Source organism: Nonomuraea sp. NPDC050451 (genome assembly GCF_044458585.1).
In genome coordinates, this window is record NZ_JBITHZ010000004.1 from 238,408 (window position 1) to 258,652 (window position 20,245).

Below are 20,245 nucleotides of genomic sequence, written 5' to 3' on the forward strand. Positions count from 1 at the left end.
CAGCGGTGGCAGCGCAGGAGACGAGCCCGCCGGGGCGCAGGGGCAGTGGACCGGCCGCGCTGGCCGCGGCGTTCACGGCCGGGGCGCTGGTCTCCGGAGCCGGGGTCTACCTGCTGGTCGACGACCCGGCGCCGGTCAGGCCGGCGGCCGGCTCGGCGAGGGCGGCCAGGGGGTGGTCTACCTCGGCGAGGCGCCCGGCGGAAGGCGGGTCGCGGTCAAGATGCTGGGGGCCGGGCTGGACGACCCCGACGCGCGGACGCGCTTCCAGCAGGAGATCGGGTACGCGCGCCGGGTCAAGGCGTTCTGCACGGCGCAGGTGCTGGCCAGCGGCGAGCTGAACGGCAGCCCGTACGTGGTGAGCGAGTTCGTCGACGGGCCCTCGCTGGCGGAGATGATCCGGGAACGCGGCGCGTTGCGCGGAGCGGAGCTGCGCAGGCTCGCCATCGGTACGCTGACCGCGCTGTCGGCCATCCACCAGGCGGGCGTGGTGCACAGGGACTTCAAGCCCGGCAACGTGCTGCTCAGCAGGGACGGGCCACGGGTGATCGACTTCGGCATCTCCAGGGCGCTGGAGGAGTCGGAGCTGGCGGGGGAGCACCTGGTGGGGACGCCTCCGTACATGGCTCCCGAGCAGTTCGGCGGACGGCCGGCGGAGCCGGCGGCCGACATGTTCGCCTGGGCCTCGACCATGGTGGCCGCCGCGACGGGCACCCCGCCGTTCGGGACGGGCGACGTGCCCGCGCTGATCAACCGGATCCTGTCCGCCGAGCCCGACCTGGGCGATCTCGACGAGGAGCTGCGGGACCTGGTGGCGCGGTGCCTGGCCAAGGATCCGCGGGCCCGCCCCACCGCGGCCCGGGCACTGCTCGGCCTGCTCGGCCACCACGTGCCGGAGCGGCAGCTCCTGGCCGAAGGGCAGCAGTCCGCGGCCCCGCCCGCCGGCCGATTGCCAGGCCGCCGGCGGTGGCTCGTCGCCGGGGCCGTGACGGCCGCCGTGGCCATCACGGCGGCCGTGCTGCTCACCCGGCCCGCCCCGCCGCCCGGCGCGCGCACCCCCAGCCTGATCGCCGCGCCCCTGCCCGCCCCGCGCGAGGGACGGATGGGGCTCACCTCGACGGCGAAGTTGAAGATCCCCGACACCAGGATCACGCTGTACGAGAACCCGGCCGACCCGATCTGGGTCTCGTCGTACCACGATCAGCGCAATGGCACCGGCTACCCGTCATACGTGCGGGACCCGGCCACCGGGACCTTCGGCTACTTCGGGGGCTGGGAGGAGCCGATCGTCTCGCCCGGCGGCGGCTACGTGGCCTCGCTCTCGGCCACCCGCTTCCGCGCGCCGGAGTTCGAGACCCTCCGGATCCGCGACCGCGTCACCGGCCAGGACCGGCAGCTCCGCACCGTTGACAAGCCCGCCACGCTGTTCCGCCCGAACTGGTCGGCCGACGGGCGCCGGTGGCTGGCCACCGTCATCGAGGATCAGGAACAGGACCGCGTCGTGGGCTTCGCGGTCGTGGATCCGGCCGCGGGCACCGTCAAGCTCACCAAGGTCGCCGGCGGGAACGACGTCAGGTTCGGGTGGGGCGCCGACGGCAAGAGCGTGCTGTACGGGATGCCCGGCGGGGCCGTGCGGGTGGTGGATCTCGAAGGCAGGCCGGTGCGGACGTTCACGGGAGTGGGGGAGCTTTACGAAGGCGGCGTAGCCCGCACCACGCTCGGGTTAATCTTTTCCACGAAATGCCCAGATATTTCGGTAAATGTCTGTTTCTGGGATGCGGAGAACGGCGCCAAAAAGGGCGTGGCCCGGCTGCCGAAGGGCGGCGCCTACCACGGGTGGCTCGACGACGCCCACTTCCTGGCCGGCATGCCCGACGGGAAGAACACCGACGTGGTCCTCGCGGACGCCACCGGCCGCACCGTGCGCAAGCTGGCCACCGGGCCCAAGGCCGAGATCACCCGGGTGGCGCTCTGGTTCACCCGGAAGTGATCAGTCCCAGGCGGCCGGGTCGGCGGCGAGCTGGCGGACCCGCTCGGGCAGCGACCCGGAGGCGACCTGCTCGAGCGTCACCTCCTCCAGGATGGAACGCTCGGTGGCACGCAACGCGATCCACACCTGCTGCAACGACTCGGCGGGGCCCCGGTAGCCGACGTGCTCGGGCCGCTCACCGCGTACGTTGGCCAGCGGGCCGTCCACGGCCCGGATCACATCGGCCAGCGAGATGTCGGCGGCGGGCCTGGCCAGCACGTAGCCACCCTCAGGCCCACGCTGTCCACGCACGAGCCCGGCACGCCGCATCTGCAACAGGATGTTCTCCAGGTATTTGGGCGGCATGTCCTGTTCCTTGGCGAGTTCGCCCACAGTAGTCGGACCTGCACCGGCTGCGGCGAGTTCGGCGGCGGCACGGAGGGCGTAGTCGACACGAGCGGAAAGGCGCATGTTCTCGATTATCCCCCCTGGTCAACACTGGTTAGGCGCAAGCTCGTCAGAACGGGCACCCGATCCGAATGCACGCGATGGTGAGAGCGCTAAACTTCCAACAACCTTTTCGATAACAGCGGTTCTCATGAGACGGCGGAATTCAGCGTGGAGCGACGCCCTGGTGTGCCCAGACTGCTCAGGGAGATCAACGACCGGGCCGCGCTGGACCTGTTGCTCGCCACAGGCCCCATGACCCGCGGTCAGATCGGCGATCTGACCGGCCTGTCCAAGGTCACCGCCTCGCAGACGCTGGCGAGGCTGGAGGAGCGCGGTCTGGTCGAGGTGGTCGGCGCCCAGGCCGGCGGGCGGGGGCCCAACGCGGCCCTCTACTCCGTGATCCCCTCCAGCGCATACGTGGCCGGTCTGGAGGTCGGCCCCGAGCTGATCTCCACCGCGGTGGCCGACATCCACGGCCACACGATCGCCGAGGTCACGGTCGACCCCGGCGGCCACGACGACCCCGTCTCGGTGGTCCACGGCGCGATCGTCAAGGCGTGCCGCAGTGCCAAGATCAGCCTCTCCAAGCTGCGCGGCGTCGTGATCGGCACCCCCGGCGTGGTCGACCCGCGCAGCGGCGACGTGCGCTTCTCGTTCGACCTGCCGGGCTGGCACGAGGGCATCCACGAGGCCCTGGCCGGCGACCTGCGGCGCGAGGTCACCATCGAGAACGACGTCAACCTCGCCGCCATCGCCGAGCGCGCCGACGGGGCGGCCAAGGGGCTCGACGACTTCGTCCTGCTGTGGTCCAGCCGCGGCCTGGGCCTGGCGATCATGCTCGGCGGCAAGCTGCACCGGGGCCGCTCCGGCAGCGCGGGCGAGATCGGCTACCTGCCGGTGCCCGGCGTGCCGCTGCCCGAGGACATCCGCACCGAGCCCGGGCGGCTGCCCTCGCTGGCGGGCGGCCTGCAGTCGCTGGTCAGCGCCGAGGCGGTGGCGGAGCTGGCCCAGACGTACGGGTTCGCGGCCGGCAGCGCGGGCGAGTGCGTCAAGGTCGCCATGGCGGCGGGCGCCGAGGGCGAGCCGCTGCTCGACGAGATCGCCAACCGGCTCGCCCTGGGCGTCGCCGCCGTGTGCGTGATCCTCGACCCTGGCCTGGTGGTGCTGGCCGGCGAGATCGGTCACGCCGGCGGCCCCGCGCTCACGTCCCGGGTGGAGGAGGCCGTGGCCAGGATCTGCCCGGTGCGTCCCCAGGTCGTCACCACGAAGGTGACCGAGGGCAATCCGGTGCTGCGCGGCGCCGTGCTGGCCGCCCTCGACCAGGCCCGCGAGGAACTGCTGGCGCCTTAGGCCGTGAGGAGCTCGATCGCGGCCTGGGCGTTGGCCCTGGCGGCCCCGTACGTGGCGATGTAGGCGGCGCTGTCGGGGCGCCACACGGGCAGCCCCATCTCGATCACCGTCGCGTCCGGGCGGGCCGCCACCAGCGCGGAGACCAGTTCCTGGCTCGCCTGGTGGCGGTGCGCGTCCTTGACCACCACGACCAGGGACCGGTTCACGGCCTTGGCCAGCAGGGCAGGGACGTCGGCGGCCGCGGGCTTGACCCGGACGATCTCCGCGTCCGGCAGCCACGGGCCCACGCCCCACGGCACGTCGCCCACGGCGATCGTCGGCGGGGTGTCCACCTCGATCACCAGGGGCTCGACCAGGGGCTCCGTCGCTCCGGTCAGCCGCACGGCGCGGCGCGCGGCGTGCAGGCCGACCACGTTCTGCTCGGCGGCGGCGGCCGCGGGCGCCCCGAACCAGGCCCGCAGCGCCGCCACCCGCGCCGCCGCCTCCTCCAGCCGGGAGAGCGGCAGTCGCCCCTCGCGCACGGCGGAGACGACCTCCGCGATGATGGCCTGGACGTCGTCATAGGTCGGCAGCGGCCCGAGGCACAGCAGGTCGGCCCCGGCCGCGAGCGTCAGCACCGCGCCGCCGGCCAGGCCCACGCTCCTGGTGATCGCCCGCATGTCGAGCGCGTCGGTGATGACCACGCCGTCGTAGCCGAGCTCGCCCCTCAGGAGCCCGGTGAGCGCGGCGCTGGACAGCGTGGCGGGCGTCTCGCCCGTCACCGCCGGCACCGCGACGTGCGCGGTCATCACCGACCTGGCCCCCGCGCCGACCGCCGCGCGGAACGGGGCCAGCTCCCGCTCCCGCAGCACGTCCAGGTCCACGTCCACGACCGGGATCGCCAGGTGGGAGTCCACCCGGGTCGCGCCGTGGCCGGGGAAGTGCTTGACGCAGGCGGCCACGTTCACCGACTGCAGGCCCTCCACGGCCGCCACCGTGTGCCTGGCGACCAGCTTCGCGTCGGCCCCGAACGACCTGGTGCCGATCACCGGGTTGTCGGCCTCGGTGTTGACGTCGGCGCTGGGCGCCATGTCCAGGTTGATGCCGCAGGCGGCCAGCTCGGAGCCGATCGCGCGGTAGACCCGGCGGGTCAGCTCGACGTCGTCCACCGCGCCCAGCGCCGCGTTCCCCGGGTACGGGCTGCCGACGTGGTACGCCAGCCGCGTCACGTCGCCGCCCTCCTCGTCCAGCGAGATGACGGGCTCACCGGCGCCCCGCAGCGCGCTCGTCAGGTCGCTCACCTGGCCGGGGTCGGCCACGTTGAAGCCGAAGAGCGTGACGCCGCCCAGGCCCTGCTCCAGCTCGCGCAGCACCCATTCGGGCGCCACGGTGCCCTGGAAGGCGACGAGCAGCGTGCCGGCCGCGAGACGGCGCAGCCCCCGATCACTCTGACTCATAGCTCCTCATCGGATTTCAGGCATGGTCGAATGAGGCATTCGCCCTGCGGATGTCAGCCCTTCACGGCCCCGGCGACCAGGCCGGAGACCATGCGGCGTTGTACGAGAAGGAAGAAGACGACGACCGGGATGGTCATCATCGTGGAACTGGCCATGATGGCGCCCCAGTCGGTGCCCTTCTGCCCGAAGAAGTACTGCAGCGCGACGGGCATCGTGTATTTCGTCGGGTCGTTGATCAGGTACAGCGCCATGATCAGCTCGTTCCACGCGGTGATGAACGAGAAGATGCTGGTCGCGACCAGACCCGGGGCCACCAGCGGGAACAGCACCTTCCAGAAGGTGGTGAACCGGCTCGCGCCGTCGATCCAGGCCGCCTCCTCCAGCGACTTGGGCACGGCGGCGACGAACGTGCGCAGCATCCAGATCCCGAACGGCAGCGTCAGCACCACCTGCGTGACGATCAGGCCGAGCAACTGGTCGTACAGGCCCAGCCGCTTGATGCCGAGGAACAGCGGGATGACCAGCGCCTCGGCCGGGATCATCTGCGCGACGAGCAGGAGCGCCAGGTACGCCGTGCGCCCCTTGAACCGGAACCGGGCCACGGCGGTGGCCGACAGCAGCGCGAAGACCGCGCCGATCAGGACGGTCCCGAGCGCGACGATGGCGCTGTTGCGCATGTAGAGCCAGATCGAGTGCCCGGCCACGCCGTCGGTGAGCACCCGCGTGATGTGCTCGAAGGTGAAGTGCGTGGGGAACGGGATGAATTCGGTGGTGAAGATCTGGTCGTTCGCCTTGAAGCCGGTGGAGACCATGAAGTAGACGGGGAAGATCGCCCCCAGGAAGACCAGCACACCTGCCGCGTTGAGCGCGACCTTGCCCAGGCGCCTGCGGGCCAGTGGGGTCATCACAGCTCCTCCTGCTTGAACATCTGGCGGATGTAGGCCGCGGTGACGATGAGCAGGATCACGGTCAGCACCACCGCGATGGCCGCGCCCGACCCCATCTTCGGCGGGGCCTTGAACGCCTCGGTCACCGCGTACATCGACAGGTTGTAGGCCTCCCGGTTGGTGGTGCCGGCCAGCACGTAGAGCTGGGCGAAGACCTTGAAGTCCCAGATGATCGAGAGCACGGTCAGCACCGCGAACACCGGCTTCAGCAGCGGGAAGGTGATCTTCCTGAACGTGCGCCACGGGCCCGAGCCGTCCACCTTGGCCGCCTCGTACAGCTCGGCCGGGATGCCCTTGAGTCCGGCCAGCACCGAGACCGCGATGAACGGGAAGCTCGCCCAGACGACGCAGATGATCAGCACCATGTAGATGGACCAGGCGTCGTTGAGCCACGGCTGACCGGTCCAGTCGGCCCGGCCGAACAGTGTGTTGGAGAGCCAGTCGGGCAGCAGGTTGAGCGCCCAGTTGATGATGCCCCGCTCGGCGTCGAACAGCCAGCGCCAGATGACACCCTGCGCCACCGGCGGGACCGCCCAGGCGAACATGATGCCGATGATGACGAACAGCGACATCTTCTTGCCGAGCCGGTGCAGCAGAACGCCGACGGCGGTGCCGAGGATCAGCGTGAGCGGCACCGCGATCACCGCGAACACCACCGTGTTGCGCAGCGAGGACCAGAAGATGTCGTTCTCGAAGACCTTGGTGAAGTTCTCGAGCCCGACCCAGGTGGCCGGCTTCTTGCCCGAGATCTGGACGAGGCCCACCTTCTGGAAGGAGATGATCACCATCTGGATCAGCGGCCACAGCAGCAGCCCACCGATGACCAGCAGGCCCGGGATCAGCAGCACGTAGGGGATCGACCAGGCGGGCAGCCCTTTGGCTTGCGGTGGCCGGTGTGAGCGGCGCCGTCCCGGGGTGGAGGCGCGGCCTCCGCCCCGGGGGGCGAGCGTTGACGTGTTCGTCATAGGTCTCAGGAGGCGTTGAGGATGTCTTCGAGTTCCTTGTTGGCAGCGGCCAGCGCGTCATCCGCGCTCGCCTTGCCCTCGATGACCTTGCGGGCCGCGTTCTGCAGCACCGCCTTGGTCTCGTTGGCCTCCGTCCACTGCGGGTCGGCGGGGAAGGCCTTGGCCTTGGCGAAGGCGGCGGCGAACGGCGCCTGCGCCGGGTCGCTGGACAGGGCGGCCAGAGCCTCGGGGTAGACGGGGAGCAGGCCGCCGTCGGTGGCGTACTTGACGCCCCACTGCTTGTTGGAGGCCAGCTTCACGAACTCCTTGGCCGCGTCCTTCTCCTTCGCGGAGCCCCACACGGCGATGTCGTTGCCGCCGAGGAAGGACTGCGCCTCGCCGCCGTCCTTCGACGGGAGCGGGAAGAAGGCCAGCTTGTCACCCTTGAGCTTGCCCTTGCTGTCCTGCTCGATCCCCGGCAGGTCCCACGACGCGGTGAGGTACATGCCCACCTTGTTGTTGGCCATCCTGGTGCGGATCTCGGTGGTGTTCTGGTTGAGCCGCGACTTGCCGGACAGGCCGTCGGTGACCAGGCTGGTGTACTGCGCGAAGCCCGCCTTGAAGCCGGGGTCGGTCAGCTTGCCGACCCACTTGTCGCCCTCCTTGACGGCGTAGTCGCCGCCGGCGGTCCAGGCGAGGGCGCCGAGCAGGTGGTTGGCGTCGGAGCCGCCGTTGAAGGCGAAGCCGTCGACGTCCTTGCCCTTCTTGGCCTGGATCTTCTTGGCCGCCGCCACGAGCTCGTCCCAGGTCTTGGGGATCTCGATCTTGAGCTCCTTGAACCAGTCGGCGCGGTAGAGCACCGCCCGGCTGCCGCCGCCCCACGGCACGGCGTACGTCTCGCCGTCGATGGTCTCGAGGCCCATCAGGTTCTTGGGGATCTGGGCCTGGTCACCGCCCGCCACGATGTCGGTGATCGGCTCCAGGGCCTCCTGGCTCTGCCACAGCGGGACCTGGTCGTTGCCGATCTCCGTCACGTCGGGCCCGGTGCCACCGGCGGCCGCGGCCGTGAACTTGTCGTTGACCTGCGGCCAGGGGATCCACTCGACGTTCACCTTGGCGCCGGTCTCCTTCTCGAACTCGGCGACCAGCTCGTCGGTGTACTTCTGGGCGGCGGGGTTGGTGTCCCCGAGGCGCCAGAACGTCAGCGTCTTGCCGGCGTACTTGGGGCCGCTGCTGGCGGGGGCGGCTGCGCTGGGTGAGGACGAGGGGGTCTCGCTCGAGCCACAGGCGGCCAGACCCAGGGCCAGCGCGGCCGTGCTGACCGTAGCGGCTGTGATCTTCGCGATCCTCACAGGGTTCTCCCTTCCCGGGTGCCGGCCTACGGTCCGCACCAGGCTGATCGTCAAATGTCGAACAACGCTGCTAAACTAACAAGAAACTTTCTTAAAAGAAACGCCCGTTAGCCATTCGTGACGAGAGGGGTGCGGTAATGAGTCGAAGCCCGGGAGTCCCCCGGCTGCTGCGCCGGTTGAACGATCGCGCGGCACTCGAACTCCTCCTGGTGGACGGCCCGCTCACCCGGGCCGAGCTGGGGGAACGGACCGGGCTCTCCAAGGTAACCGCAGGTCAGCTGCTGGCTCGCCTGGAGGAGCGGGGGCTGGTCGAGGTCGCGGGGGAGCGCGCCGGGGGCAGGGGGCCGCACGCCGCCCTGTACACCGTCGTTCCCTCCAGCGCGTACGTGGCCGGGCTCGAGGTCCTGCCCGACAGCCTCAAGGTGGCTGTGGCGGACATCACAGGCAGGGCGGTCGTCGAGATCACGCTCAACCCGTGCGACGGCCGCGACCCGGTCAAGGCGGTCCACGAGGCGGTGCAGCGCGCCTGCGACACGGCGAACGTCAGCCTGTCGCGGCTGCGCTCGTTCGTCATCGGCACCAGGGGCGTGGTCGACCCGGTCACGGGCGACGTGCGCTGGTCGTACGACCTGCCGGACTGGCACGTCGGCGTGCTGGCCAGCCTGCGCGAGACGCTCGGCGCGTCCGTCACCATCGAGAACGACGTCAACCTGGTCGCGCTCGCCGAGCACAAGCACGGCGCGGCCGTCGGCCACGATGACTTCGTGGTGATCTGGGCCGGTGTCGGCCAGGGCCTCGGCGTCATGCTGGGCGGCAGGCTGCACCGGGGCATCAGCGGGGGAGCTGGTGAGATCGGCTGGCTGCCGGTTCCCGGCGAGCCGCTGCCGACGGACGTCTCGGAGCCGCAGTCGGGCTCGTTCCAGCGCCTGGTGGGCCACGCCGCGCTGCGCGGCCTGGCCGACCGGCACGGCGTGACCGGCAGGACGGTGCCCGACCTGGTGCGCGGTGGCGACGAGGGCTATCTGGACGAGGTGGCGGGACGGCTGGCCGTGGGCGCGGCGGCGGTGACCGTCGTGCTCGACCCCGGGCTGATCGTGCTCAGCGGCGACATCGGCCGGGCGGGCGGCGCGCGGCTGGCCGCCAAGGTGCAGGAGGCGGTGGCCCGCGTCTGCCCCAGCCGGCCCACCGTGGTGACGACCCAGGTCGCGGGCAACCCCGTGCTGCGCGGGGCTCTGGTGGCCGCTCTGGAGCAGGCCCGGGAGCAGGTTTTCTCCGACACTGTGTGAGAATTTCTGCTCATGTGGCAGTCCCCCAATGATGTCGTGCTCATCTCCGACCCCAGGGTGACCGCGCTTCCCGTGCGCGAGTGCGGCGAGCCGCTGGCCGACGTGCGCGGGCGGCTGCGCGTCGACACGCGGCTGGCCGACGACGAGGGCGCGTACGCACACCTGCGCTCCGGGCTGCTCGACCGGCTGGAGCGGGCCGAGCGTTCGCTGCCCGACGGGTTCCACCTGCTGATCGTCGAGGGCTACCGCCCCATCGCCACCCAGCGGCGGATCTTCGAGGAGTACCGGGCCGAACTCCACACCACATTCCCCGAAATTTCCCCCGACGAGTCATATATCGCGGCGAGTCGGTATGTGTCCCCGGTCGAGGTCGCCCCCCACACCGCCGGCGCCGCCGTGGACCTGACCCTGTGCGACCCCGACGGCGTCGAGTACGACATGGGCACCCAGGTCAACGACAACCCGGAGCAGAGCGACGGCGCCTGCTATACGGCCGCCCCCAATATCTCCGCCGACGCCCGCGCCCACCGCAAGCTCCTCGCCGCCGCTCTGGAGCCCGTCGGCCTGGTCAACTACCCCACCGAGTGGTGGCACTGGTCGTACGGCGATCGTTACTGGGCCATGTCCACGGGATTTCCCCACGCCCACTACGGGCCCCTCTAAACAACCGTTTGCTTGACGGGTTTTCCTCGGGGCGTGCGCCGGGCACAACCTTCAGTCGGAGGGTTTTGGACTCCCAGCGAGGTGTGGGCATGGTTCCGTTGATCGGGATCGAAGAGGAATACCTCGTAGTCGATCCCCGCACCCGCCACGTGGCTCCCCGAGCGGCCGATGTCCTGGCCGCGGCGACGGATGTGCTCGACGTGGTGCAAGAAATCACGCGTTTCCAGGTGGAGGCTCGCACGCCGCCCTCCGCCGACCTCAGCGAGCTCGGCTCGCAACTGCGTTCGGCGCGGCAGGAGGTGGCGGCCGCGGCCCGTTCATGCGGGCTGGCCGTCGTCGCGAGCGGCATCCCCGTGCTGGGGAACGTCATGCCGCCGCCGCTCACCGACGACGATCGCTATCACCAAGGGAGGACGCTCTATCGCGCTCTTCATGACGAGATCAGCATCTGCGCCCTGCACGTGCACGTGGACGTGCCCGACGAGGAGCACGCCGTCTACGTCGGCAACCATCTGCGTCCCTGGCTGCCCACGCTGATCGCGCTGGCCGCCAACTCGCCGTTCTTCGTGGGCCGCGACACCGGCTACGCGTCCTGGCGGGTGATCAGCTGGGGCCGCTGGCCGGTGTCCGGCGCGCCGCCGTACTTCCCGTCGTTCGGCGACTACGAGCTGGCGGTGCGCGCGCTCACGGACTCGGGCGTGCTGCTCGACGCCAAGACGGTCTACTGGGACGCCCGGCCGTCGTCCCGGCTGCCCACGGTCGAGATCAGGGTGGCCGACGTGCCGCTCGACGTGAGCGACAGTCTCACCCTGATCGGGCTCATCCGCGCGCTGGTGGTGACCGCGCTGGCCGCGGTGAAGCGGGGTGACCGGGGGCTGCCGATCCCGGCAGAGGTGCTGCGCGTCGCCTACTGGCGCGCGGCCCGCTACGGGCTGACGGGCGACAGCATGGACGTGCGACACGGCACCCTCGTGCCGGCGCCGGTGATGGCGTGCCGCCTCCTGGAGCATGTACGCCCGGCGCTGGCGGAGGCCGGCGACCTGACGTTCGTCCAGGAGGGGCTGGACCGGTTGCTGAGCAAGGGCTCGGGAGCCATGCGCCAGCGCCGGGTGCACGCCAGGGGCCACGACCTGGCCGACGTGGTGGACGACCTCATCGAGGCCACCGTCGCCTAACGCAGGGCCTAACGAAGGGCCAGCGCCACGGCCACACCCAGGCCGAACGCGACAACGACGCCGCGCAGGACCTTGGCCGACATGAGTTTGGCCAGACGCGTGCCCAGGAACCCGCCGGCCAGGCTGGCCGGCGCGATCACCGCCACGGCCTGCCACTGCACGGGACCGAACAGGGAGAACGCCACGACCGACACCGTGCTGATCACCAGCGCGAGCGTGGCCCGCACGGCGTTCACCCGATGCAGGTTGTCGTGCAGGAACATGCCGAGCACCGTCAGGAGGAGTACCCCCATGCCGCCGTTGAAGTAGGCGCCGTAACAGCCGCCGAGGAAGACCCCGGCGTACACCAGTTTGCTGGGCGGCCCGTCGGCCTCGCCGCCGAAGAGCCTGCGCAGCCACGGCTGGGCCAGCAGCGCCAGGCTGGCGAAGGCCACCAGCCACGGCACCAGCGACTCGAACAGCCGGCCGGGCGTGAGCAGCAGCAGCGAGCTGCCCACGCCCGCGCCCAGCACGGTCGTGATCGACAATGCCGTCGCCCGGCGCCGCTGGCCGCGCAGCTCAGTCCGGTAGCCGAGCACGCCGCCCAGATAGCCGGGCCACAGCGCCACCGCGTTGGTCACGGACGCGGTCAGACTCGGATAACCCAGCGCCAGCAGCGCCGGGAACGAGATGAGCGTCCCGCCGCCCGCCAGCGCGTTCACCACACCGGCCAGCAGACCGGCGCCCAGCATGAACAGGAGATCCGTCATCGGCCGACTGCGTAGCCCTGGGCGCCGCGCGGGTTGGCGGCGGCCTTGAGGAACTCGCCGTCACGGGCGACGGCGCTGAGCCTGCCGAGCGTCCACGGGCCCTGCACCTCGACCTCGTGCCCGCGCCGCCGCAGCTCCGCTGTCACGCCCGCGTCCACCCGGTCCTCGACGTGCAGCACGCCGGGACGGGAGCCGCGCGGGAAGAACGAGCTGGGGAAGTGCTCGGAGTGGAACATGGGGGCGTCGATGGCCTCCTGCAGGTTCAGCTTGCCGTGGACGACCGCGAGGAAGAAGTTCAGGCTCCACTGGTCCTGCTGGTCGCCCCCGGGGGTGCCGAACGCCAGCCACGGCCTGCCGTCCCTGAGCGCGAACGACGGCGTCAGCGTGGTACGCGGACGCGTGCCGGGGCGCAGCGAGGCGGGCAGCCCCTCCTCCAGCCAGAACATCTGTGCCCTGGTGCCCAGGCAGAAACCCAGCTCGGGGATCGTGGGGGAGCTCTGCAGCCAGCCGCCGCTGGGGGTGGCGGAGACCATGTTGCCGTACCGGTCCACGACGTCGAGGTGGCAGGTGTCACCCTTCACCGTGCCGTCGCGGGCCACGGTCGGCTCGCCGACGCCCTGCGGGGAGCGCGCGCCGGAGATGCCGGGGGCGTCGCTCGCCGTGCCGGGCGCGGGGTAGTCGGGCAGCCTGGGCGCGCGACCGCCCGGCGCGCCGGGCCGCAGCTCGAAGCTGGCCCGCTCGCCGACGAGCTTGCGCCGCTCGGCGTTGTAGGCCTCGCTGAGCAGGTCGGACACGGGCACGTCGGTGTCGCCGTACCAGGCCTCGCGGTCGGCGAAGGCGAGCTTGGCGGCCTCCGTCACCGTGTGCACGTAGTCGGCGCCCAGGAACTCCATCCCGTCCAGGTCGAAGCCCTGCAAAAGCGCGAGCTGCTGCAGGAACACCGGCCCCTGCCCCCACGGCCGCGTCTTGTAGACGGTGTGGCCGTGGTAGTCGAAGGCGAGCGGCTCCTCGACCGAGGCCGACCATCGGGCCAGGTCGTCGCCGGTGAGCAGCCCGCCGTGCGCCTCACCGCTGCTGTCGCGCCAGGCCGTCTTGGCGCAGAACTCGGCGATCGCCTCGGCCACGAACCCCTCGTACCAGGCGCGGCGGGCGGCGGCGAGCTGTCCCTCGCGGGTGCTCGACGCGGCCTCGGCCTCGGCGACCACCCGCCGGTAGGTGGCCGCCAGCACCGGGTTGGCCAGCTTCGACCCGGCCGCCGGCACCCGGCCGCCGGGCAGCCAGGTCGCCGCCGACGTCGGCCAGTCGTCGGTGAACAGCCCTTCGACCGACTCGATCGTGGCCGCGATGCGCTCCAGCACCGGCACCCCGTGCTCGGCGTAGTGGATCGCGGGGGCCAGCACGTCGGCCAGCGACCAGGTGCCCCAGCGCTCCAGCATGAGCATCCAGCCGCCGAACGCCCCCGGCACGGTGGCCGCCAGCAGCCCCGTGCCGGGCACGATGTCCAGGCCCAACCCGGTGTAGCGCTCGACGGTGGCCGCGGCCGGCGCCACGCCCTGCCCGCACACCACGGACACCTTCTGCTCGTCCTCGCTCCACAGCAGGATCGGCACCTCGCCGCCGGGGCCGTTCAGGTGCGGCTCGGCGACCTGGAGCACGAACCCGGCGGCCACCGCCGCGTCGAAGGCGTTCCCGCCGCGCTCCAGCACGCCCATGCCGGTGGCCGAGGCCAGCCAGTGCGTGCTGGCGACCATGCCGAAGTCGCCCGTCAGCTCGGGCCTGGTGGTGAACAAGATCTCTCCTTCTAAAGATTGGCGGCCGCGTCGGGGACACGATCCACCGTGACAAGATGACACGCGGCCGGATGGCCGTTACCGCGAGGGTCCTGAAGCAGCGGCTCCTCGGTACGGCAGGCGTCGTACGCCAGCGGGCACCGCGTGTGGAACCGGCACCCGGACGGCGGGTCGACCGGGCTGGGAACGTCCCCGCCGAGCACGATCCTGCGCCGCTCCCGCTGCCGGACCGGATCGGGCACCGGCGCCGCCGACAGCAGGGCCTGCGTGTACGGGTGCCGCGGCGCGGCGAAGATCTCGGCCGTCGGACCCGATTCGACGATCTTGCCCAGGTACATGACGGCGATCCGGTCGGCGAGGAACTCCACCACCGACAGGTCGTGCGTGATGAACAGGCACGAGAACCCCATGTCCCGCTGCAGGTCCGTGATCAGGTTGAGCACCGACGCCTGCACGGACACGTCCAGCGCCGACACCGGCTCGTCCGCCACGACCAGCTTGGGCTCCAGGATCAGCGCCCTGGCCAGCCCGACCCGCTGCCGCTGCCCGCCGGACAGCTCGTGCGGGAACCGGGAGCGCATCTCCTGCCGCAGTCCCACCTTCTCCAGCATGGCGGACACGCGTCCGGAGACCTCACGCCGGTCGGCCACCTTGTGCCGCAGCAGCGGCTCGGCGACGATCTGCCCGATCGTGAAACGGGGGTTGAGCGAGGAGTAGGGGTCCTGGAAGACCATGTGGACGTCCCTGCGCAGCGGGCGCATGGCCCGGCGCGACAGGTGGGTGATGTCGCGGCCGGCCAGCTCGATGGCCCCCGAGGTGGGCTCGGTCAGGCGCAGCACGCACTTGCCGACCGTGGACTTGCCGCTGCCCGACTCGCCGACCAGGCCGAGCACCTCGCCCTGGCCGATCTCCAGCGACAGGCCGTCCACGGCGCGTACCTGGCCGTAGTGCTTGACCAGGTTGTCGATGCGCAGGATCACTGCTTGCCTCCCGGGTGGAAACAGGCCGCCAGATGGCCGTCCGCGTGCCGTTCGAGCGGGGGTCTGGCCGCGCGGCAATCGTCCTGGGCGCGCGGACAGCGGGCCTGGAACGCGCACTCCTCGGGATCCGACAGCGGCGAGGGCACCATGCCGGGGATCTCGGCCAGGCGGCCGTCGACCGCCGCGGACGGGAGCGCGTTCATCAGGCCCAGCGTGTACGGGTGCCGCGGGTTCGCGAACAACTCGGTCACCGGGGCCTGCTCGACGGCGCGGCCGGCGTACATGACCACGGCCCGGTCGGCGATGTCGGCCACCACGCCCAGGTCGTGCGTGATGAGGATGATCGCCGTGCCGAGCCGGTCGCGCAGGTCGCGGAAGACGTCCAGCACGCCCGCCTGGATCGTCACGTCGAGCGCCGTGGTGGGCTCGTCGGCGATCAGCACCCGGGGCGAGCAGGCCACCGCGATCGCGATCATCACGCGCTGGCGCATGCCGCCGGAGAGCTGGTGCGGATACTCCTTCATGCGGCGCTGGGGTGCCGGGATGCCGACCAGCTCCAGCAGCTCGACGGCGCGGCTCCTGGCGGCCTGGCGCGAGAGGCGCTCGTGCCTGCGCAGCACCTCGGTGATCTGGTATCCAACGCTGAACGACGGGTTCAGCGAGGTCATCGGCTCCTGGAAGACGACCGACACGTCCTTGCCGCGTACGTGCCGCAGGTCCGCCTCGGGGAGCGTGGTGAGCTCGCGCCCGTCCAGCTTGACCGAGCCGGACAGCCTGGTCGTGTCGGGCGGCAGCAGCCTGGGCACCGACATCGCGGTGACCGACTTGCCGCAGCCGGACTCGCCGCACAGCGCCAGGATCTCGCCCTCGTCCAGCGTGAGCGAGATGTTCCTGACCGCCTGCACCAGGCCGTCCTCGGTGTCGAAGCCGACCGTCAGGTCGGTGATCTCCAGCAGGCTCATCGGCCGCTCCTCGGGTCCAGGACGTCCCGCAGCCCGTCGCCCAGCAGGTTGAAGCCGAGCGTGGCCAGCGCGATCATGATTCCGGGCCAGACGGCCAGCCAGGGCGCGTCGCTCAGATACTGCTGTGCGGTCGTCAGCATCACGCCCCACGAGGGTGTGGGCGGCTGCACGCCCAGCCCCAGGAACGACAGCGTGGCCTCGCCGATGATCGCCCCCGGGATCGCGACGGTGGCCTGCACGATGAGCGGGTTGAGGCAGTTCGGGAGCACGTAACGGAAGATCAGGTGCCCGTCGCCCGCGCCGTCGGCGACGGCGGCGGCCACGTAGTCCATCTCCCTGACCGCCAGCACCTCGCCGCGGGTGATCCTGATGACGGCGGGCAGCTGCGAGAAGCCCAGCGCGAACACCACGCCCTTCAGCGAGGGCCCGATGATCGCCGCCAGGCCCACCGCGAACACCAGGAACGGGAACGCCAGCGTCACGTCCACCAGCCGCATCACGACCGGGTCGAGCCAGCGCCGGTAGAACCCGGCGACCAGGCCGATCGGGATGCCCACCACCATCGCCAGCAGCGTGGAGAGCACCCCGGCCTGCAGCGACACCTGTGCGCCGTGCGCGATCCTGGCGAACGCGTCGCGGCCCAGGTCGTCGGTGCCCATCGGGTGCGCGCCCGACGGGGGCGCGAGCGTGGACAGGTAGTCCTGCGCGGCGGGGTCGCCGGTCACCAGCGGCCCGATCAGCGCCAGCAGCACGAACGCGACGACCAGCACCAGCCCGGCCATCGGCATCGGGCGCCTCTTGAAACGCCGCCACAGCCTAGTCATTCGTGCCCCCCGACAGCCTGATCCGGGGGTTGAGGAACGCGTACACGATGTCGACCAGCAGGTTGACCAGCACGTACCCGATGACCGTGATCAGCACGACGGCCTGGATGACGGGGTAGTTCCTGGTCAGCACCGCGTCCACGGTCAGCTTGCCGAACCCGGGGATCACGAAGATCTGCTCGGTCACCACCGCACCGCTGATCAGCGCGCCGAGTTGGAGGCCGAGCACGGTGACCACGGTCGTCAGGCTGTTGCGCAGCGCGTGCGCGCCCACGACCTTGACCTCGGACAGGCCCTTCGACCTGGCAGTCCTGACGTAATCGGCCGACAGCGCGCCGAGCATGGCCGAGCGGGTCTGCCGCATGAGGATGGCGGCGAAGCCGGTGCCGAGCACGAGGGCGGGCAGGATCATGCGCTGGAGGTTCTGGCCGGGGTCCTGGGTGAAGGGGACGTACCCGGAGGCGGGCAGGACCCGCCAGGTGACCGCGAACAGCAGGATGCCGAGCAGACCGAGCCAGAAGTGCGGCACCGACAGCCCGGCCAGGCCGAACCCGGTGGCCAGATAGTCGGCGAGGCGGCCGCGCCGGACGGCCGCGACGATGCCCGCGCCCACGCCGACGACGATCGCGACCAGCATGGCCAGGGCCGACAGCTCCAGCGTCACCGGCAGCCGCTCGGCGATGATGTCGATCACCGGGAGCTGGTCCTGCGTGGAGCGGCCGAAGTTGCCGGTCAGGGTCTGGCCGACGTAGTCGAGGTACTGGGCGGGCAGCGGCTTGTCCAGACCGAACTCGTGCCGGATGGCCTCGATCACGGCGGGCGAGGCCTCCTCACCCGCCATGACCGTGGCAGGGTCCCCGGGCAGCGCCCTGATCCCGAGGAAGATCAGGACGCTGGCCAGGAACAGCACGATCACGGCCGATCCGCAGCGCCGGAGGATGAACCAGAGCATTACGCGGTGAACCCGGCGGTGACGAAGCGCGGCAGGCCGTCCTTGAAGTACTGGACGCCGGCCACGTTCTTGCTCATGCCCAGGTAGTACTTGTTGTGGTACAGGTACAGGACGCCTCGCACCTCGGCGGCCTTCTTCAGGGCGCCCGCGTAGAGCTCGGCCCGCTTGGCCGGGTCCGACTCGGCGGCGGCCTGCTTGATCGGGTCGTCGATGCCCGGGTCGGACATGCCGCTGTAGTTGTTGCTGCCGCGGCTGGTGATGAGGTTCGTGAGGTTGCCGTCCGGGTCGACGCGGCCCGACCAGCCGTTCAGCAGGACGTCGAACTTGCCGGACTTGCCCTGCTCGAGCGTGCTGACGAACTCGGCGGTCTGCACGCTCACGTTGAAGCCCGCCTCCTTGGTCATCTGCTGGATGACCTGCGCCAGGCGCACGTTGGTGGCGTCGTTGGGGCTGGTGAGGGTGACCGGGATCGGCGTCTGCACGCCGGAGGCCTGCACCAGCTGCTTGGCCTTGGCCAGGTCGCGCTTCGGGCACTGCAGGTCCTTGGCGCGGTAGGGGCTGTCCAGCGGCACGGGGAAGCAGTCCACCTCGTGCAGGCCGTTGTAGACGGTCTTGTTGATCACGTCGCGGTCGAGGGCCAGCTCGAACGCCTCACGCAGCTGCGGGCTCTTGGCCAGCGCCGTGTTCACCGTGCCCGGCTTCTCGGTGGAGCCGCTGGCGTTGCCGGTGTTGATCGTGATGCCGTAGTAGCCGAGGCCGCCGCCGGAGACGACCTTGAGGTTCGGGTCGCTCTGGACGCCCTTGACCGTGGTCGTGGCGAGGTTGTCGCCCACCTGGACGTCGCCGGACTTCAGGTTCGCGGCCCGTACGTTCGGGTCCACGATGATTTTGTATACGAGCTTGTCGAGCTTGACCTTGGCCGCGTCGTAGTAGTCGGGCGCCTTCTCCAGCACGATCTGGCTGCCGGACGTGCGGCTCGCGAACTTGAACGGCCCGACGCAGACCGGGCTCGCGCCGAAGTTGTCATTGCCCGCGTCCAGGGCCTTGGGCGACATGATCATGCCGGCGCGGTCGGCGAGCTGCGCGGTCAGCGGCGTGAACGCCTGGGTCAGCGTGAGCTTGACCGTCGTGGGGTCGACCACCGTGACCTTGGACACCGCCGCCAGGTCGGCCTGGCGCGCGGACTTCTCCCAGGTGCGGTGCCGGTCCAGCGACTTCTTGACCGCCTCGGCGTCGAACGCCGTGCCGTCGTTGAACTTCACGCCCTCGCGCAGCTTGATCGTCACCTCCTTGCCGTCGTCGGAGACCTCGGGCAAGGCGGTGGCCAGCTGCGGGACCAGGTTCGACTGCGCGTCGATGTCGAAGAGCTTCTCGCACATGTTCGCGAACACCTCGCGTCCCACCAGCGTGGTCGAGATGCTCGGGTCGAGCGCGTCGGGGTCGGCGCTGAGCGCCACGTTGAGCGTGCCGCCCGCCTTGACCGGCCGGTTGTCGGCCGAGGCGTCGGCTATGGAGGGAGGGGCCGCGGGGGTGCCGCTCGATCCGCCTCCGCCGCAAGCTGCCAGGGCAAGGGGGAGAACGGCGAGCGCCGCGACGAGCCTGGGGGACGGTCTCATGGGGCCTCCGTTGAAAGGTTTAGGAGACTGTATACAAGACCTCACATTTCACTGGTGTTTCCTGACTCTGTGTTGTTATCTGAGTGTTTTCTAATCGTTCGGGGGATTTGTCCTGCGGATCGCCGCCAGGAACGACCGCCTGGCCGCGGCCACGTGCGCGATGGCCCTGGCCTGCGCCTCGTCCTCGTCGCCCGCCGCGATGGCCTCGCACAGGCTCAGGTGCTCGCTCCAGGAGTGCGGCCCGCGGGCGGCGGCGGTCTGGCTGAAGACCCACTGCGCCCGCAGGAGCATGGGCTTCATCATCAGGCTGAGGTACGAGTTGCCCGCCGCCTCGCCGACGGCCAGGTGGAAGGCCGTGTTGAGATCGGCCACCTCCTCCAGGCGCCCGTTCTCCACGGCCTCCTTGGCCTGCTCCAGCACCCGCCGCAGCCGCTCGGCGGACTCGGGGGTGCGCTTGCGCGCGGCCAGCCGCGCCGCCAGACCCTCGACCGCCATGCGCACGTCGAAGAGCTCCTCACCCTCCGCCGCCGACAGCCGCGCGACGGTGGCGCCGAGCCGGGGCACGACCTCGACGAACCCCTCGGCGTCCAGCACCCGGATGGACTCGCGCACGGGATTGCGCGACACGCCGAGCAGCGCGGCCAGGCGGTCCTCGACCAGCCGCTCACCCTGGGCGAGCTCGCCGGAGAGTATGCGTCGCCGCAGCTCCTTGGTGACCTCGTCGCGCAAGGTCCGATGGGCCGCGCCCAGCGTCAAATCAGTCATGAGGCGACAATCGTATACAGCACGACCAACTCCCCCAA

General features: G+C 70.9%; 18 protein-coding genes. 5 read left to right on the forward strand and 13 right to left on the reverse strand.

The window, feature by feature from the left end; all coding sequences use genetic code 11:
* Positions 1 to 172 precede the first annotated feature (172 nt).
* On the forward strand, positions 173 to 1,987 hold the full coding sequence (locus tag ACIBI9_RS16140; protein ID WP_397222840.1) for a serine/threonine protein kinase: 1,815 nt from the start codon (positions 173 to 175) through the stop codon (positions 1,985 to 1,987).
* Here the strand turns inward: ACIBI9_RS16140 and ACIBI9_RS16145 are convergent, their stop codons facing one another.
* Complete coding sequence (locus ACIBI9_RS16145; RefSeq protein WP_397222841.1) at positions 1,988 to 2,437, reverse strand: RrF2 family transcriptional regulator; 450 nt, start codon at positions 2,435 to 2,437, stop codon at positions 1,988 to 1,990. It abuts the gene before it with no gap.
* 147 nt (positions 2,438 to 2,584) lie between these two features.
* Here ACIBI9_RS16145 and ACIBI9_RS16150 point away from each other — a divergent pair, with 147 nt between their 5' ends.
* On the forward strand, positions 2,585 to 3,766 hold the full coding sequence (locus ACIBI9_RS16150; RefSeq protein WP_397222842.1) for an ROK family protein: 1,182 nt from the start codon (positions 2,585 to 2,587) through the stop codon (positions 3,764 to 3,766).
* Here the strand turns inward: ACIBI9_RS16150 and ACIBI9_RS16155 are convergent.
* The 4 genes from ACIBI9_RS16155 to ACIBI9_RS16170 are packed head-to-tail and all read right to left on the reverse strand — an operon-like array spanning position 3,763 to position 8,445.
* The gene (locus ACIBI9_RS16155) at positions 3,763 to 5,202 is read right to left on the reverse strand and encodes a glycoside hydrolase family 3 protein (protein ID WP_397222843.1); all 1,440 of its coding nucleotides are present in this window, start codon (positions 5,200 to 5,202) and stop codon (positions 3,763 to 3,765) included. The genes ACIBI9_RS16150 and ACIBI9_RS16155 overlap by 4 nt on opposite strands.
* Positions 5,203 to 5,255: 53 nt before the next feature.
* Entirely contained in the window at positions 5,256 to 6,107 is an 852-nt protein-coding gene (locus tag ACIBI9_RS16160; RefSeq protein ID WP_397222844.1) for a carbohydrate ABC transporter permease, read from the reverse strand.
* Positions 6,107 to 7,114 (reverse strand): carbohydrate ABC transporter permease, encoded by a 1,008-nt coding sequence (locus tag ACIBI9_RS16165; RefSeq protein ID WP_397222845.1) that lies wholly within the window; start codon positions 7,112 to 7,114, stop codon positions 6,107 to 6,109. Before ACIBI9_RS16165 ends, ACIBI9_RS16160 begins: the two co-directional genes overlap by 1 nt.
* 5 nt (positions 7,115 to 7,119) lie before the next feature.
* A complete protein-coding gene (locus tag ACIBI9_RS16170) occupies positions 7,120 to 8,445 on the reverse strand; it encodes an extracellular solute-binding protein (RefSeq protein WP_397222846.1) in 1,326 nt (441 codons plus the stop codon).
* Between the two features lie 137 nt (positions 8,446 to 8,582).
* Here ACIBI9_RS16170 and ACIBI9_RS16175 point away from each other — a divergent pair, with 137 nt between their 5' ends.
* The 3 genes from ACIBI9_RS16175 (at position 8,583) to ACIBI9_RS16185 (ending at position 11,569) form a co-directional block, all read left to right on the forward strand.
* On the forward strand, positions 8,583 to 9,731 hold the full coding sequence (locus tag ACIBI9_RS16175; RefSeq protein WP_397222847.1) for an ROK family protein: 1,149 nt from the start codon (positions 8,583 to 8,585) through the stop codon (positions 9,729 to 9,731).
* A gap of 12 nt (positions 9,732 to 9,743) precedes the next feature.
* Entirely contained in the window at positions 9,744 to 10,394 is a 651-nt protein-coding gene (locus ACIBI9_RS16180; RefSeq protein WP_397222849.1) for a M15 family metallopeptidase, read from the forward strand.
* A gap of 89 nt (positions 10,395 to 10,483) precedes the next feature.
* The gene (locus ACIBI9_RS16185) at positions 10,484 to 11,569 is read left to right on the forward strand and encodes a glutamate--cysteine ligase (protein WP_397222850.1); all 1,086 of its coding nucleotides are present in this window, start codon (positions 10,484 to 10,486) and stop codon (positions 11,567 to 11,569) included.
* An 8-nt stretch (positions 11,570 to 11,577) separates the two neighbouring features.
* Here the strand turns inward: ACIBI9_RS16185 and ACIBI9_RS16190 are convergent, their stop codons facing one another.
* The 8 genes from ACIBI9_RS16190 to ACIBI9_RS16225 all read right to left on the reverse strand — a co-directional run bounded on the left by ACIBI9_RS16190 (position 11,578) and on the right by ACIBI9_RS16225 (position 20,207).
* Positions 11,578 to 12,318, reverse strand: coding sequence for a sulfite exporter TauE/SafE family protein (locus tag ACIBI9_RS16190; protein WP_397222852.1), 741 nt, complete (start codon positions 12,316 to 12,318; stop codon positions 11,578 to 11,580).
* Positions 12,315 to 14,108, reverse strand: coding sequence for a gamma-glutamyltransferase family protein (locus ACIBI9_RS16195; RefSeq protein ID WP_397222853.1), 1,794 nt, complete (start codon positions 14,106 to 14,108; stop codon positions 12,315 to 12,317). The genes ACIBI9_RS16190 and ACIBI9_RS16195 overlap by 4 nt, the downstream gene beginning before the upstream one ends.
* 11 nt (positions 14,109 to 14,119) lie before the next feature.
* Positions 14,120 to 15,088: an ABC transporter ATP-binding protein gene (locus ACIBI9_RS16200; RefSeq protein WP_397222854.1), complete on the reverse strand. Its 969-nt coding sequence runs from the start codon at positions 15,086 to 15,088 to the stop codon at positions 14,120 to 14,122.
* The gene (locus tag ACIBI9_RS16205) at positions 15,085 to 16,050 is read right to left on the reverse strand and encodes an ABC transporter ATP-binding protein (RefSeq protein ID WP_397222855.1); all 966 of its coding nucleotides are present in this window, start codon (positions 16,048 to 16,050) and stop codon (positions 15,085 to 15,087) included. The genes ACIBI9_RS16200 and ACIBI9_RS16205 overlap by 4 nt, the downstream gene beginning before the upstream one ends.
* The gene (locus tag ACIBI9_RS16210; protein WP_397222857.1) at positions 16,047 to 16,874 is read right to left on the reverse strand and encodes an ABC transporter permease; all 828 of its coding nucleotides are present in this window, start codon (positions 16,872 to 16,874) and stop codon (positions 16,047 to 16,049) included. The genes ACIBI9_RS16205 and ACIBI9_RS16210 overlap by 4 nt, the downstream gene beginning before the upstream one ends.
* Positions 16,867 to 17,826: an ABC transporter permease gene (locus ACIBI9_RS16215; protein WP_397222859.1), complete on the reverse strand. Its 960-nt coding sequence runs from the start codon at positions 17,824 to 17,826 to the stop codon at positions 16,867 to 16,869. The genes ACIBI9_RS16210 and ACIBI9_RS16215 overlap by 8 nt, the downstream gene beginning before the upstream one ends.
* On the reverse strand, positions 17,826 to 19,442 hold the full coding sequence (locus ACIBI9_RS16220; protein ID WP_397222860.1) for an ABC transporter substrate-binding protein: 1,617 nt from the start codon (positions 19,440 to 19,442) through the stop codon (positions 17,826 to 17,828). Before ACIBI9_RS16220 ends, ACIBI9_RS16215 begins: the two co-directional genes overlap by 1 nt.
* Positions 19,443 to 19,532: 90 nt before the next feature.
* Positions 19,533 to 20,207 (reverse strand): GntR family transcriptional regulator, encoded by a 675-nt coding sequence (locus ACIBI9_RS16225; RefSeq protein WP_394489589.1) that lies wholly within the window; start codon positions 20,205 to 20,207, stop codon positions 19,533 to 19,535.
* Positions 20,208 to 20,245: the final 38 nt, after the last annotated feature.